Below are 14,227 nucleotides of genomic sequence, written 5' to 3' on the forward strand. Positions count from 1 at the left end.
CTAAAGAAGGAAAACTTTTATGGGTTAATACAGCATATGTCGAAGCTCGGACGGGCATGTAGTAAACCTGTCCATTTTGAAAAAATATTTATAAAAATGGAAGCCTATTTTTATAAAATAAATTAACAAATTTTTTGAATAAGCCCGATTGAGTTATTTTTTGGAGAATTCACTAAGGAAGATACTTCGTAAGTTTCCATTAATGTCTCATCGAAGGGGACAAGGAGTTTATTTAATTCATGGGGATCTGATACGGACGGGTTGAGCCAAATCTTTTCATCGTCTGGCTTCAGAATAACGGGCATCCGGTCATGAATATCTTTCATAAGTGCATTGGGTTCAGTGGTTATCACTGAACAAGTATAAAGTGTTTTTCCTACAGGGGATTTCCATGCTTCCCAGATACCCGCCATAGCAAACATATCATCTGATTTTAGTTTAATCCGCATCGGTTTTTTGCTTTTATCTTCATGCCGTTTCCATTCATAAAAGCTGTCCGCAATGACCAAACAACGCTTTTTCTTGAACGGTGTTCGGAAGCTGGGCTTTTCGGTCAATGTTTCTGCCCGTGCATTGATCAGCTTATGTCCAATCGCTGGATCCTTAGCCCAAGGCGGAACTAAACCCCATTTTAAAAATCCCATCCGATTGGAGCTTCCGTCATTAATCACGGCAAGTACTGCCTGCGAGGGTGCAATATTATAACTGGGCTGATAATTTTCCTGGTCAATAAATGCTTGAATATCGAAACGATCGATGATTTCTTCGAATGTGGCTGTTAATGTGAATCGGCCGCACATACAAATTTCACCTCACAATTTGGTTGCTTCTATTGTAGCAAATATCAATGGATGAAGGAATAAAAAGGAGACCGCCACATTTGAATGGCGGTCTCCTCACTAAAGCTAATGGGACCTCCGAGCGAAATCCACAAAGCGAAATTTATCGGGGCGATGACGTGATTCCGTGTATTGAAAGAGGGTGGCATCATCTAAATATACATAGTTTTTTATGACCACCACATTGTGAAAGCCTTCCAGATCAAGTAAGGCTCGATCTTCGAGGGAGGGCTCCTCCACAACAATTTCCTTTTTTGCAAAACTAATCGTCAGGTTTAACTCATTTTCAATATATTCGTAAATGGAATCCGCACAAATTTCTTCTGTTAGCGAAGGCACGTACTTTTTTACGATAAAATCTTTATCCAAAATGATTCTCTCGCCGCCCATTTCTCTGGTTCGGACTACTTTCCAAACTAGATCTTTACTGCCAAGCTGAAGCTGCTGCTTAATGAAACCTTCAGGCTTAATCAACTCAAGTTCGTTTACAATCGTTTTTGGTTTACTGCCCATTTTATTGGCAAGCTCTTTAAAGCTAACCAGCCCTGATACGGGAAAATCAAATTTGCTGATGTCAATCACAATTGAACCTTTTCCTCTAACTTTTTGAATATAGCCATTTTGTGAGAGCAGATTTAACGCTTTTCTAATCGTTTCTCTCGAAGTATCGAATTGCTCCTTCAATTCGTTCTCAGAGGGAAGCAGCGTTTGTGGCGGAAGTTGTCTATTTTTAATTTGCTCCACAATTATGTTATAAATCGTTAGGTACTTGTTCGTCATCATGACATCTCCGATCATTTTTTCAAGTAATACACAATCGACTCATAGGGACGTAGAGTAATCTCTGCACCCAAAGTTGTCGAATCTTCATAGTTTGAGAGTAACATCTTACTATCATATTCTTCAAGCTGTAATTGAGAAGGGAGGACAAAGTTGTACTCACTGCCATAAAAATTGTTGATGACAAGTAATGTTTCAGAACCACTGGTTCTTAGATATGCAAATACATCATCATCCAGATTGGAAATAGGTTGATATTCTCCAGCTGTAATTACCTCATACTCTTTCCGTAATTGAATCAGCTTTTGGTAATGATAAAAAATAGAGTTTACATCAGCAAGTGCTTTTTCTGCATTAATATCTTTGTAATTACCTGCGGTTTGAATCCAAGGTGTTCCGGTGGTAAACCCTGCATTTTCATCTGCATTCCATTGGACAGGTGTTCGTGAATTGTCGCGCGATTTCTGTTTTAAGATTTCAATAATTTCCTGTTCAGCCAATCCTTCGTTTTTCTTGATGGTAAAGATATTAAGGGATTCGACGTCACGGTATTCATCAATCGAGTTGAAGTTTGGATTGGTCATTCCAAATTCTTCGCCCTGATAGATGTACGGAGTACCTTGCAGCAGATGAAGGGCAGTGGCGAGCATCTTCGCCGACTCTTGATGATAATTTTGATCATCCCCAAACCTAGACACCACCCGTGGCTGGTCATGGTTACACCAGAAGAGGGCATTCCAGCCGCCGCCTTGATTCATTCCCACCTGCCAGTTGGATAAAATCTCTTTTAAAGATTGAAAGTCAAAGTCCGCTTTGGTCCATTTATCACCATTCGGATAATCGACCTTTAAATGATGGAAACTGAACGTCATGTTTAACTCTGCTTGTGCTGGGTTTGTGTACTTAATACAGTTATCAATCGACGTGGACGACATTTCACCGACCGTCATGATATCGTATTTAGAAAAAACTTGTTCGTTCATTTCATGTAAAAATTGATGTATTTTTGGTCCATCCGTATAGAACTTACGGCCATCGCTGTCATCCTGCGGGAAACTTTGATCTTTCGAAATTAAATTGATCACGTCGAGACGGAAGCCATCGACCCCTTTTTTTAACCAAAAGTGCATCATTTCATAGAGTGCTGCCCGGACCTTTTCATTTTCCCAGTTAAGGTCTGCTTGGGTCACATCGAATAAATGGAGGTAGTACTGTTCAGAGTTCTCGTCATATTCCCAGGCAGAACCGCCGAATTTTGATTCCCAGTTTGTCGGTGTCTGCCCGTTTTTGCCATCTTTCCATATATAGAAATCGCGATATGGATTATCCTTCGAACTTCGTGCTTGTTTAAACCACTCATGCTCGGTTGAGGTGTGGTTGATGACGATATCCATAATGATTTTTAAGCCGCGTTTGTGGGCTTCTGCCAACAACCGGTCAAAGTCTTCCATTGTCCCATATTCTTCATGAATAGAGTAGTAATCGCTGATATCATAGCCATTATCCCGTTGTGGAGATTTGTAAATCGGAGTTAGCCAAAGAACGTCTACTCCGAGTTCTTTTAGATAGTCTAATTTTTCAATAATTCCTTGGATATCCCCGGTCCCACTCCCGGTCGTATCATTAAAGCTTTTCGGATATATTTGATAAACGACTGCCTTTTTCCACCAATCTGCTGTCATTTCCAACACCTGCCTATACGTATTCTAAAAGGAAAAGGAGGGAGATGTCTCCCTCCCAACTATTTGGTTTTGCTGTTATTTTTTAAAAGAAAATTTATTCATGCGTGTTTTAGCAAATACAAGCGTGAGGATAAATGGAATCACAATGGCAAGAACCATAGCAATCGCAAACATCATCATGTGTTGTGCCTGAATGGAAAGGATACCTGGCAGACCGCCGACCCCGATTGAATTCGCCATAACTTTACTAGCAACGGAAACCACACCTGCAACCATCGAACCAATCATCGCAGCAAGGAACGGGAAGCCATACTTTAAGTTGATACCGAACATGGCTGGCTCTGTTACCCCTAGGTAACAAGAGATGGCTGCTGGAATGGAAACTTGTTTTTCTTCTTCATCTTTTCGATTGATAAAGATCATCGCAAGAACAGCTGAACCTTGAGCAATATTAGATAAAGCTATCATTGGCCAAAGGTTTGTTCCGCCTAACTCACTCATTAATTGTAAGTCAATCGCATTTGTCATGTGGTGCAAACCTGTGATAACAAGTGGGGCATAAGCAAATCCGAAAATTGCCGCAAAAATCCAGCCAAATGAAGACGTTAAGCTTGAATACACAACATGAGAAATTCCTGAACCGATGCTCCAGCCGATAGGGCCTAATACAGTGTGCGCGATTAAAACAGTTGGGATTAGTGCTAAAAACGGAACAACAATCATTGAAATAGAATTAGGAACAATTTTACGTAAGCGTGTTTCTAAGAAAGCAAGTACTAGTCCGGCTAAAATGGCAGGGATTACTTGTGCTTGATAACCAATCATTTTAATTTTCGCAAATCCGAAATCCCAAAAAGGAATTTCTTTCGCATCCGCTACGCCGTAAGCATTAAGCAATTGCGGTGATACGAGTGTAATACCAAGGACGATCCCGAGGATTTGTGAACCACCCATTTTTTTCGTGACTGACCAAGTAATTCCTACTGGAAGGAAATGAAAGACAGCTTCACCTATCAACCATAGGAAGGAATGCACACCTGCCCAAAATTGAGAAACCTCGATAATCGTTTTTGTCCCGCCATCCAGTAATTTAATATCACCGATGATGTTTCTGAAGCCAAGAATTAAACCACCGACAACAAGTGCTGGAATTAACGGAGTGAAGATTTCAGCAAGATGTGCCATCATCCGTTGCAGCCAGTTCATATTTTGTTGAGCCGCTATTTTTGCTTCTTCTTTCGAGGTACCATCGACACCGGCAATTTTGACAAATTCATTATAAAAGCTAGCTACTTCATTCCCAATGATAACTTGAAATTGACCAGCTTGGGTAAATGTACCTTTTACAAGTTTAATCGATTCGATTTCTTTAATGTCCGCTTTGCTTGGATCATTTAAAACAAAACGCATTCTTGTAACACAATGGGTAACAGCAGCAATATTCTCTTTACCGCCAATGTGTTTGAGGAGATCTTGTGAAGGATCTTTGTAGTTTGTCATTTTTCTTTCCCCCTGTTGAAATGGGAATGTCCCATTTTCTATCATCTAGTTATTGATCACGCTGTATAACAGTTATTGTGTACGTTTTCATAAACGTCAGCTCCTTGTATATACAAGTTGTGATTACGTTTTCAATTCTAGCTTGTATATACAGGTTGTGTCAATAAAAATTTTAAAAGGTTTTTATTGGAAAAATCGGAACCTAAATAGGATCAGTATCTGTCTAATCTGTGTCTTTTGAACGACTTTTGTACTTTAACGTAATAATGATTGAAAGAAAATTTCGAAAATGATATTATAAAGATGTTTAAATTCTTCTGAGTTTAGACCTCCTAATTAGGACTTGGCCTAGACCACCAAGTTCTCTTTTGAACCCTTGGATTACTTTAAGGGTTCTTTTTTTGCCGATCGGTAAAGGTTGGAGCGCTCGAGTCTAGACTACGCTAAACAGGGAACCTACGCATTAATAATAAAATCATTCAAAACGGGGCAATTTGGTATTATGAGAAAGGCGTAGGAGGAAAACTGCTCTTGGAATTTAAAACCATAAATCAATGGGATGAGCAATTATGGAACGACCAGGTAAGTCGAATTTATCATCAAGCCTTCGATGGGAAGGGCGCAAAGCCGGATAAAATTATTCGTAATATGTTCCGGAAACGGATTTGTAACTTACATGTAGGCATCGTAGAATCACAGGTAGCCGCGATGTCACTTACAGGTAACCTTGAAGGAAGCGATGCTTTAATTATTGATTATCTGGCCGTCGATAAAGAATGGCAGCATCGTGGAATTGGGATGAAGCTGATGAACTATATTCATGAATGGGCGATAACTGAAGCACATCTGAAAAGCATGGTGATTGAAGTTGAATCAGAAGAAACACCTGAAACCGTGGCAAGAAATCATTTTTGGGAAAAATGCGGCTTTACCTTAACAAAATACGTCCATGAATACATATGGGTCCCCGAATCTTACCGAGCCATGTATTTAAAATTGGTACCTGACACCAATATTTCAGAAGATGGGAAAGAATTGTTTAAGTATATTGAAAGGTTCCATAAAGCATCCTATCAAGGGTCGTAAGTCGGATGAAAATTTATTTAAAAAAAGCAGGTCTTTGGTTGGGATTTGTAGTAAAGAATACTGAGGTTTTTATAGAAAGGGGAGTTTTCTATGAAGGGTCAAGCGACACCATATTTAATGTTTGACGGAAATGCGAATGAGGCTTTAAATTTTTACAAGGAAGTATTCAGCGGGGAAATATCTAATCTTCAAACCTATGGTGAGGCAGACTATCCTACACCGCCAGAAGCACATGATCGGATTATCCATGCGCAATTTAAAAGTGGCGATTTATTTTTTATGGTTTCGGATGCGTTCCCAGGGAATTCAGTTGTCCAAGGCAATCATATTTCCTTAACATTGGAATTTGAGAGTGAAGAAGAAATCCAAAAAACTTATGATACGCTTAGTCAAACAGGGACTGTTTTCATGGAACTGCAGGATACGTTTTGGGGAGCAAAGTACGCGAAGGTAAAAGATGCGTATGGTGTGATTTGGGATCTCAATTATACCAAGTCTTAAAAGGAAGGAGGCTGGATTTATTCCAACCTCCTGTTTACATATATAGTCCTGCAAGGAAAATCCCCAGTGATTTTCTGTAAATTTCATCAAACATAGACAAAGGCAGCGGGTTGATTCCGAACCCAAGTTCAACCGTGAAGCCTGTTCGCTGCCAATCTTGAATAAACCAATCCTTGTATCCAGCGTAGCTTTCAATTGTTTTAACTGGTTCATAACCACTGACACGGCTAAATTCTTTGACGATTACCTCTGACTCAGGAGGCTCAAAATTTTCAAAGCCCCAATAGATGACCTCACCTTGGGTGTGAAAGGCTAGTACTCTTGCAAAATCCCGCTTTTTTGTTAGATTTGCCATAGCAATGGCTTCGGGTTCTAATAATGGCTTTTCCCCCACATAATCCCGCGGTCCAGGCTCATTTGGGTTCCTTGCCTTCTCTAATTCCCATCTAGCCGGAAACTGGTCATTAAGGTCGACCCCTCTAATATTCGCTTTCCATTCCGTAAAGTCGGTACTTCCTTTATTTAATTCAACTATTCTTTTTTGCCATTCTTGATTTTCAGGTGGACCGTTTAAAACAAGGTCAACTCCATCCGGATTAACCATTGGGACAATTGATAAAGTACTTTGTTGGTAAAGGGGAAAGGTTCGCTGTCCTCGAAGTGGCTGAAGATTTGTTAGTGATAATAAATAATCATTTAAAAAGGTCATAATGACAAGAGAGGTAATCCATTCATTGGCATGAAACGAACCATTGTAATGAACTCGTTTTTCTCCTTTTCCAATCATAATTTCGGGTATTTCTTTTCCAAGAACAGACTTACCGATAGTCGGTACTTGAAGGAAGGGATATACTTCTTTTAATCTGTTGATATCATTCATCAACGTGTGATAGTCATATTTATTTCCACGATCTACTAATCTCCATGTGATCCTGGTTGGTACCTTAATTATTTGACCCGGTGTGAGGTCGGTCTCATCCAAATCAGGATTAACGACCTCCATGGCCTCCAGAGTGAGATTCATGCGCTGGGCAATACTCCATAAAGAATCCCCTAGCTGAATCGGATATTCCCTAGCAATAAAGCCAGGAATGTGTATTCCCTGGCCAGTCGAAAGTTTATCTGGGTCGATGTTTGGGTTGGAATCACGAATTAGTTGTAAATGAACCTGAAACATCTGGCTGTAATGCCATAATGAATCTCCGTGTCTAACAACAATCTCCATATAGACCTCCTGCTGAAAAAAATTGTATTACTAATGTCTATGCTATCCGGAATAAAATATTTGTTAGATTTCCCTCCATTGGATGGTAATGAGGCGAACTATCATTACCCGAGGAAGCAATAATTTTTGTTGGATGGTAAAAGAGGAGGGGCGCTCATTACCCGTGGAGGCATAAATCCTAGGTGGATGGTAAAAGAGGAGGGCTCTCATTACCCATGGAAGCTAAATTTTACTCTGGAAGGTAAAAGAGGCAGCCTTCATTCCAAAGATCATGTACGTCACTAGTCTAAAAACCTTGACTTCCACTCTGGCAAAGGGAGCATACAGCTTTCTTTTTTTCCAAACCATTTATAGCGGTTCTTGGCAATAATATCGTAAAGGAAATCCCTGAAGATTAGGGGGAGGAAACGTGAGATGGTAAAGATCCTCCAAGCACCGTCTAATCTGCTGCAAACACGGAGGGCTGCGCTTGATTTGACATACACTTGGTCATTTTCTATTAGGATGAAACTTTTTAGTTCGTGGCTCAAGCCATGTTTTTTTAACAATTCCTGGCCGGTTTCGCTTTGGAGCGAAGCAAACTTAAAGTAGCCACTAGAATCTCTTTTAATAATAAATTGCACACTACTGTTGCAAAGGTTACAAACCCCATCAAATAAGACAATCCGATTCATATTACCACCGCCTTTTTTACTGTGTTTACAGTATTTAGTTTAGCATAATATGAACCAAGGTACTGTGTTTGCCCATACCTTTTGGAATCATTAAATTATTGTTGCTTCATTGGAAATCCATCGTATATATTGGTAAGGAGCCTATATACGAGAAGTTTATTATTTAGAGAGATAGAAGGGGGCGGTGAAATGGGCTTAAATGATGGTTTTGAATTATTTGATATTATGTTCACGATTTTTCCGATTTTTTTCATTGTTGTGGCGGGTATCATTCTATTTACATTTATTAAAGGGATAAAAACGTGGAGTAACAACAATAAACAACCACGCTTAAACGTGAATGCGTTTGTTGTTTCCAAAAGAACAGAGGTAAGTGGCGGTGGAAATGACAGCCATTCCCGAACCTGGTACTATGTAACCTTTCAATTTGAGAGTGGGGACAGGATGGAATTTGGCGTCAACGGACAAGAATATGGACTATTGGCTGAAGGGGATAATGGTGAACTATCCTTCCAGGGTACAAGATACCATGGATTTACACGATTACAAACAGTTTCCATGTAACCATAGAGAAGCAAAAAGTCGAGAGAACCATTGGTTCTCTCTTTTTTTTTGGAGTAAATGTCCACCTGTCGTGGACAAAACAGAAAACGTGTCCATGTAGGGTACCTGACACCAATCGAAGGCACCAATTGTACACCCAATGATTATAATAGGAATTAGAGGGTATTATTTTAAGAAAAGAATCCTGTCCGTATTTGAACATGTGATATGATGGATTAGAAGGAAGAAATTTTCCAGAAAAATTCACATGAGAAATTTGGAAATTCCATTTATTTTCACCTTATTTATGATATTATGGAGGTTGTGCGACCATAGCAAGTTAGCAAACTAAAATATTATTATTTAGATTAAAGGGGGGAACATCCCTGAAACATTATATAAAAAAAGCTCCCTACTTACTATTCCTCCTGGTCATTCCTGTTCTCGCCAGAATCTATGAATTATTAAATTCTCGTTCACATAAATTTATTGATATTAGTACTTCTATCGACCAGGCCATACCGTTTTTGTCTGTTTTTATCATACCTTACATCCTTTGGTACGCTTATATCTTTTGTTATCTTATTTACTTCTGTTTTAAGGACACAAAGGTATATCTTAAAACATTAATATTAATCGTTGTGGGAGAACTACTTTGTTTTGTTATTTACTTCTTTTTCCAAACGACTGTTCCACGGCCGACCATTGTGGGAGATAGTACTTTAAATAATCTTGTGCAGTGGATTTACGCCAATGATCGTCCGTTTAATTGTTTCCCGAGCATTCATGTGCTTACCACATTTACCATTATGCTGGCCTCACTTCATATTAAAAATAAACATTTATTGAACACGATATTTATCCATGTTTTGGGGACCTTAATTATAATTTCAACCTTATTTGTAAAGCAACATGTCATTTTCGATATGATTGGTTCCATGTTCCTTGTTACATTCCTATATGGAATTGCATTTGAATTATTGTCCTTTAACCAAAAAACAGAAACTGCTTACGCGAAAGAAAAAAGTTAACAAGAATAATAAGCTAATAAATTGCAATAAAAAGAGTGTCTTTTGACACTCTGTTTTTTTTGTTAAAAAAGCTTGTTTAAAAATTATCCAATAATAAAAACTTAACGAATTAAGTCATATGAATCGTTTTAATATGTTGAAGGTTGATAAAGACTGGATCTCCTTTAGCTCCAATTAACTCTACAAAGTTATCCTTAATTTCTTTCACTTTACCAATAACATTTTCATTTTCCCCGATATTAAAAACAATTAATTCTCCTGTTAACTTTTCAATTTGAACTTCAAACGATCTGGCAAAGGTAATATTACTCGGGTTTACGGGAAGATTTGCGTTGCTTAAACCGTATGGACGTTGATTATTTGTGTAGGGAATTAACCATTTTAAATGATTAAGAGAGATAAACATGGTTTTGTAGATGGGTGAGTAGAAAACAAAATAGTTATTCATAATACTAATGATATAACCATGGATTGCTTGGTTACTTGTTACATATATTTCTGTAAAAATCCCTTTGGCAGCTGTTAATGTCTTTCTTAAGGAAATCTCTTCGTTATTATTATAAATAGGCGTGGATCCTTCAGTAACTATAAATTCATCAATTTCATTTTCCTTTAAATATTTCCAGTTTTGACAATGGATTGTAGGGATGTATAGATAATCGTATCCATTAAACATAACAACTAAATCACTGCCGACATCAATAAGTAAGCCACTAATAAATTTCTTTCCCGAGAGTTCAAGCTTGATATATTTCCCGATATTATCTTTCAACTTCATTTACTCACTTCCTTTCCTTTCCTTTCAACTCCCAATTACAAATAGAGGAGGGCTGAAAATTCGATTCACCGATAACATGTATCCTTGGTTAGAACTGCCCAGCTCATATTTGTATGGTGTTTTGGGGATTTTAACAGTGGAAATATGAGGGAGAAACAGAAATTAAATTGCACTGACCAGTAATGAATTCATCCATTAGAATCTTGATGTGCGGTTATTTCTGTTTGGCCATCCGGCGAAAGGAAAAGCCCTTTGGCTGTCATTACTTACTGGTTCACCAGCAAAACGGAATACTTTTTGCTCTTTTTCTTTTTGTTTCCAAACATTTTGATTATTATTTGAGGTAGTTTCAACAACTGGTTTAGCATTCTCTGTTTTATTCATTGCTTGGTTTGGTGAAGTGGAAGAATTTGATGCTGTTTCTTGGATTTTCGCTGACTTTACCTCAGTCTTTTGTATTTTAAACGGTGGTGCTGGTATATTATCGGTTTGCTGCATAATTGCTGATTCTTTTCCAGCTTTCATGTCCTTCTGTTGATCATTACCTTTTGGTCTGCTCGACCTAACTTCTTCAGTCTTTGTATCTTTTGTACCCATATCGTCTATTGTCTTTTTCAATTCAGAAGAAGTTTTAGCAGAGTCCTTCTCTTCGGAATGAGATTTCTTGATCCTAAAAATGCTTGAAGGGACGTCATCCTTGGTTTGAACCATAGTAGACTCAATTTTTATTGGCTGTGACCAAACCATTGTACTATTTGTTTCTTCCATCACAACTGTTTCTTGTTTTTTATCCACTTTTTGTTTTTTATCAGAACCCTTGCTGTCATTTTTTGACTCTGACTTTGATTTTTCCTCTTTTTTGGAATCCTCTTTATCAGAATCCTCTTTTTTAGCGGAAGACTTTGATTCATCTTTGGATTCATTTTTGTTACCAGAGTCTTTATTTTTATCGCTATCATTTGATGAGGAGGACTTAGCAGCCTCTTCCCTAATAAAACCTTTAAGGATGTTGGATATATGTGTTAATTTAATTAAGATTCGCTCTTCACCGTTGATTAATGTTGCAAAATCAGTATCGATTTCACTTAAAACTCCAGTAAATTTCTGCTTGTTAATACTCAAGATCGTTACCCAAGAATGCTGAAAAGATTGAAGTAAGTCTTTTAGGCTCTGAGTTTTCTGAAACTTGGCTGTAGTTTTTTCAGGCTGGAACGATTTTGTGTTTTTGGTAATGGCTTGTATTTTATCGATATTATAATAAAAAATGTATTTATTTTCTGTTTCCAAAACAACATGGTCAGCTTCAACACCGATTAATTTTCCTTTAAAAACGTCTTCACCTACATATAGATTTACGTCAAAGCCTTTTAATAAATCTAATGCAGCTGAAAATTTATCTAACCCCATAGTTATCCTCCTTAAGAAATAATGGGTCGCTCCTCTAATGGAGAAGCGACATTTTTTTTATTCGTTATCGTCTTTATCTTCGTTTTTATCGTTATCATCGTTCTTTCCGTCGCTGTCATTACCCTTTGATTTCCCGGAATCACTATTTTTTTGTTTTTCAACCATTAGTCCGTAGCTAATATTACGAATGTGTTTCATTGATACACGGACAACTTCTTCTTTAACAATTAGGGAAGCAAAATGTTTGTTTACCTCACTAAGGACGCCTTCAAATGATTCAGGACCTCCACGATTAATTCTTACCCATTGGAATCTGATACCTTCTAATAGCTTCACGAAGTTCTCAGCTGTTTTAAAATCAAATTTCTCTGGGACTGTTAATCCGAACTTCATATCGTCTTTAGCACTTTCTGTAATACTTCTAATGTGATTTGTTTTATAGTAAACAACACCGTCTTTTTCAGTTAAAAGGACAAAAAAGTCTTCAAATACAGCAAGTAATTTCCCGCTCCTGGATTCAGGACCTCCGCGATCAACCCTGATTGTTTTCCCCACAAATAAATTCATCATCTCTTTTTCCATAAAAGAATTATCCTCCTTTAAATTAAATAAACATTTACACTGCATCTATATGTATCACGGGATGATGTTGTACTAATAAAGTAGCCTTTTTTTCCTGTTTTGGGTAAAAATAGGCAAAAAAAAGTATATGATTGGATTTCATATACTCGTTTTACTATACGAATGAAATTAATTGTTCTTTCAGATAAGCGTTTCTTTTCTTTATAAAATTAAAATAAACCTTTTTCTCTTGTTCTAATATCTCTGCATTTGTACTTATAAAGGGATCTAGACTCATGTTTGGTTTTAATGACTCAAACAGCTCGTTAATAATTGGTTTTTGGACATCTAAAGTGAATTCTTTCTCCAAAATATTCGAGAGGATTTCATTATATTGACTTCTAAACTGAGGAAAGTGGAAAAGTCTTGCTGAAAGTGTGTTGTATCCTGTTAATGGAACATAGTCATAATCGAGCTTTCTGCCATGAAGGTTTCTACCCCAGGTCCCATCATAGTCCCAAGGAGTTATTTCAAAAAGACCCGTTTCACCATTTTTGTATAAGGCATAATTATGGATAAATCCATCGTAATTCTGGACACATACTGCTCCAGAAACCCATCTTAAATATTTCTCTATATCCAACACTTGTGGGATTTCTTTTTCAAAGTCATGATTACTTAGGGCATTAATCATCGCAATGAAGTTTTTTAAATCATCAATATCCTCTGGATTCCCATATTTTAAGGTATATCCTTGGTCTAATCGTTTTTTTATTTCTTTTTTCTTGGTTAACAAAGAGAAATTTGCACGATTATTGGTTGCATAAATAATAGGACCATCTGGTAATTTTCTTTTTTCAAGAAGATATTGATCAAAAGATTCGATTTCCAAATAAATACCCTTGTTATATCCATTAATAGACAAGAGAACATGCTGGGAATGGGGTGAAATGACACCTATACGATCAAAGAAATCAAGTGATAATTTGTTTCTACTTAATGATACATCTGAAAATTCTGCATTGAGATGAATTTCATGTGCTCCATTAACCTTGTACGGTTTTTGAAAAACGATGCGGTAGGATTTTTTTTTCTTATCCCTAATCACATTACCTCGATAGGCTATTTTTATATTGTAACGATTTTCTCCTATCTTTAAAACGGCAGGGACTAATTCATCATTCCAAATGTCGTTATCCAATTTTCTTAACCACTTCGGATTAATTAAAATTTCATATTTTAACACTTGAATTCTCCTAAGTTAATTTTTTCTAGATATATGCATCAGGACGTGTTGATGTGTTTATAAACTAAAAAAATAGCAATCTGAAAAAAATATATGATTGTCTATGTCAAATAGTTAAAATCATCATAAATTGAAATAGAAAAGAAAAATATGTTAAGAAAGTGGTGGAAAAATGGTACTAAAGCTTGATATTGAACATTTACTTTCACAAGCTAAAGAAAATGGTGTAGTTGGATTTTTAGATAATAATCCTGTAGGTAAAAAGGGACCAAAAGGAAAGCCAAGTTCAAGTACTGGAACTAGTGGAAGTACTGGCAGCGGAACAAGCGGCAGTAGCGGCAGTAGCAGCACTGGAACAGGCAGCGGAAGCTCAG

General features: G+C 37.3%; 15 protein-coding genes. 5 read left to right on the forward strand and 10 right to left on the reverse strand.

What is annotated here, in order from left to right; translation table 11 throughout:
• Positions 1 to 122: 122 nt before the first annotated feature.
• The 4 genes from V7121_RS21510 to treP all read right to left on the reverse strand — a co-directional run bounded on the left by V7121_RS21510 (position 123) and on the right by treP (position 4,801).
• Positions 123 to 800, reverse strand: coding sequence for an SOS response-associated peptidase (locus tag V7121_RS21510; protein ID WP_335493991.1), 678 nt, complete (start codon positions 798 to 800; stop codon positions 123 to 125).
• 105 nt (positions 801 to 905) lie between these two features.
• On the reverse strand, positions 906 to 1,619 hold the full coding sequence (treR, locus tag V7121_RS21515; protein WP_335493989.1) for a trehalose operon repressor: 714 nt from the start codon (positions 1,617 to 1,619) through the stop codon (positions 906 to 908).
• Between the two features lie 14 nt (positions 1,620 to 1,633).
• Positions 1,634 to 3,301 carry an alpha,alpha-phosphotrehalase gene (gene treC, locus V7121_RS21520; RefSeq protein ID WP_335493988.1) on the reverse strand — a complete coding sequence of 556 codons (1,668 nt, stop codon included), beginning with the start codon at positions 3,299 to 3,301 and terminating at the stop codon, positions 1,634 to 1,636.
• Positions 3,302 to 3,376: 75 nt separating this feature from the next.
• Positions 3,377 to 4,801, reverse strand: a complete 1,425-nt coding sequence (treP, locus tag V7121_RS21525; RefSeq protein WP_335493986.1) for a PTS system trehalose-specific EIIBC component — start codon at positions 4,799 to 4,801, stop codon at positions 3,377 to 3,379.
• Between the two features lie 531 nt (positions 4,802 to 5,332).
• Between treP and V7121_RS21530 the strand changes: the two genes are divergently transcribed.
• Both V7121_RS21530 and V7121_RS21535 read left to right on the forward strand, forming a co-directional pair.
• Positions 5,333 to 5,887, forward strand: coding sequence for a GNAT family N-acetyltransferase (locus V7121_RS21530; RefSeq protein WP_335493985.1), 555 nt, complete (start codon positions 5,333 to 5,335; stop codon positions 5,885 to 5,887).
• Positions 5,888 to 5,977: 90 nt separating this feature from the next.
• Positions 5,978 to 6,388 carry a VOC family protein gene (locus tag V7121_RS21535; RefSeq protein ID WP_335493983.1) on the forward strand — a complete coding sequence of 137 codons (411 nt, stop codon included), beginning with the start codon at positions 5,978 to 5,980 and terminating at the stop codon, positions 6,386 to 6,388.
• 34 nt (positions 6,389 to 6,422) lie between these two features.
• On the opposite strand, the gene V7121_RS21540 is transcribed toward V7121_RS21535, so the two are convergent.
• Both V7121_RS21540 and V7121_RS21545 read right to left on the reverse strand, forming a co-directional pair.
• Positions 6,423 to 7,613, reverse strand: a complete 1,191-nt coding sequence (locus V7121_RS21540) for a M14 family metallopeptidase (RefSeq protein ID WP_335493982.1) — start codon at positions 7,611 to 7,613, stop codon at positions 6,423 to 6,425.
• 281 nt (positions 7,614 to 7,894) lie between these two features.
• Entirely contained in the window at positions 7,895 to 8,287 is a 393-nt protein-coding gene (locus V7121_RS21545; protein WP_335493980.1) for a thiol-disulfide oxidoreductase DCC family protein, read from the reverse strand.
• Positions 8,288 to 8,476: 189 nt separating this feature from the next.
• Here V7121_RS21545 and V7121_RS21550 point away from each other — a divergent pair, with 189 nt between their 5' ends.
• Together V7121_RS21550 and V7121_RS21555 are read left to right on the forward strand one after the other, a co-directional pair.
• The gene (locus V7121_RS21550; protein ID WP_335493979.1) at positions 8,477 to 8,851 is read left to right on the forward strand and encodes a DUF2500 domain-containing protein; all 375 of its coding nucleotides are present in this window, start codon (positions 8,477 to 8,479) and stop codon (positions 8,849 to 8,851) included.
• 506 nt (positions 8,852 to 9,357) lie between these two features.
• A complete protein-coding gene (locus V7121_RS21555; protein WP_335493977.1) occupies positions 9,358 to 9,861 on the forward strand; it encodes a phosphatase PAP2 family protein in 504 nt (167 codons plus the stop codon).
• A 109-nt stretch (positions 9,862 to 9,970) separates the two neighbouring features.
• Here the strand turns inward: V7121_RS21555 and V7121_RS21560 are convergent, their stop codons facing one another.
• The 4 genes from V7121_RS21560 to V7121_RS21575 all read right to left on the reverse strand — a co-directional run bounded on the left by V7121_RS21560 (position 9,971) and on the right by V7121_RS21575 (position 13,853).
• Complete coding sequence (locus V7121_RS21560) at positions 9,971 to 10,639, reverse strand: DUF2642 domain-containing protein (protein WP_335493975.1); 669 nt, start codon at positions 10,637 to 10,639, stop codon at positions 9,971 to 9,973.
• A gap of 195 nt (positions 10,640 to 10,834) precedes the next feature.
• Positions 10,835 to 12,046 (reverse strand): hypothetical protein, encoded by a 1,212-nt coding sequence (locus tag V7121_RS21565; RefSeq protein WP_335547759.1) that lies wholly within the window; start codon positions 12,044 to 12,046, stop codon positions 10,835 to 10,837.
• A 57-nt stretch (positions 12,047 to 12,103) separates the two neighbouring features.
• Positions 12,104 to 12,628, reverse strand: a complete 525-nt coding sequence (locus V7121_RS21570; protein WP_335493972.1) for a hypothetical protein — start codon at positions 12,626 to 12,628, stop codon at positions 12,104 to 12,106.
• Between the two features lie 154 nt (positions 12,629 to 12,782).
• Entirely contained in the window at positions 12,783 to 13,853 is a 1,071-nt protein-coding gene (locus V7121_RS21575) for a CotH kinase family protein (RefSeq protein WP_335493970.1), read from the reverse strand.
• 172 nt (positions 13,854 to 14,025) lie between these two features.
• Here V7121_RS21575 and V7121_RS21580 point away from each other — a divergent pair.
• Positions 14,026 to 14,227, forward strand: a 202-nt coding sequence (locus V7121_RS21580; RefSeq protein ID WP_335547760.1) for a hypothetical protein, incomplete at its 3' end; no start/stop codon positions are given.

Origin of the sequence: Neobacillus drentensis (genome assembly GCF_036962125.1) — a bacterium.
Lineage (GTDB): Bacteria > Bacillota > Bacilli > Bacillales > Cytobacillaceae > Neobacillus > Neobacillus drentensis_B.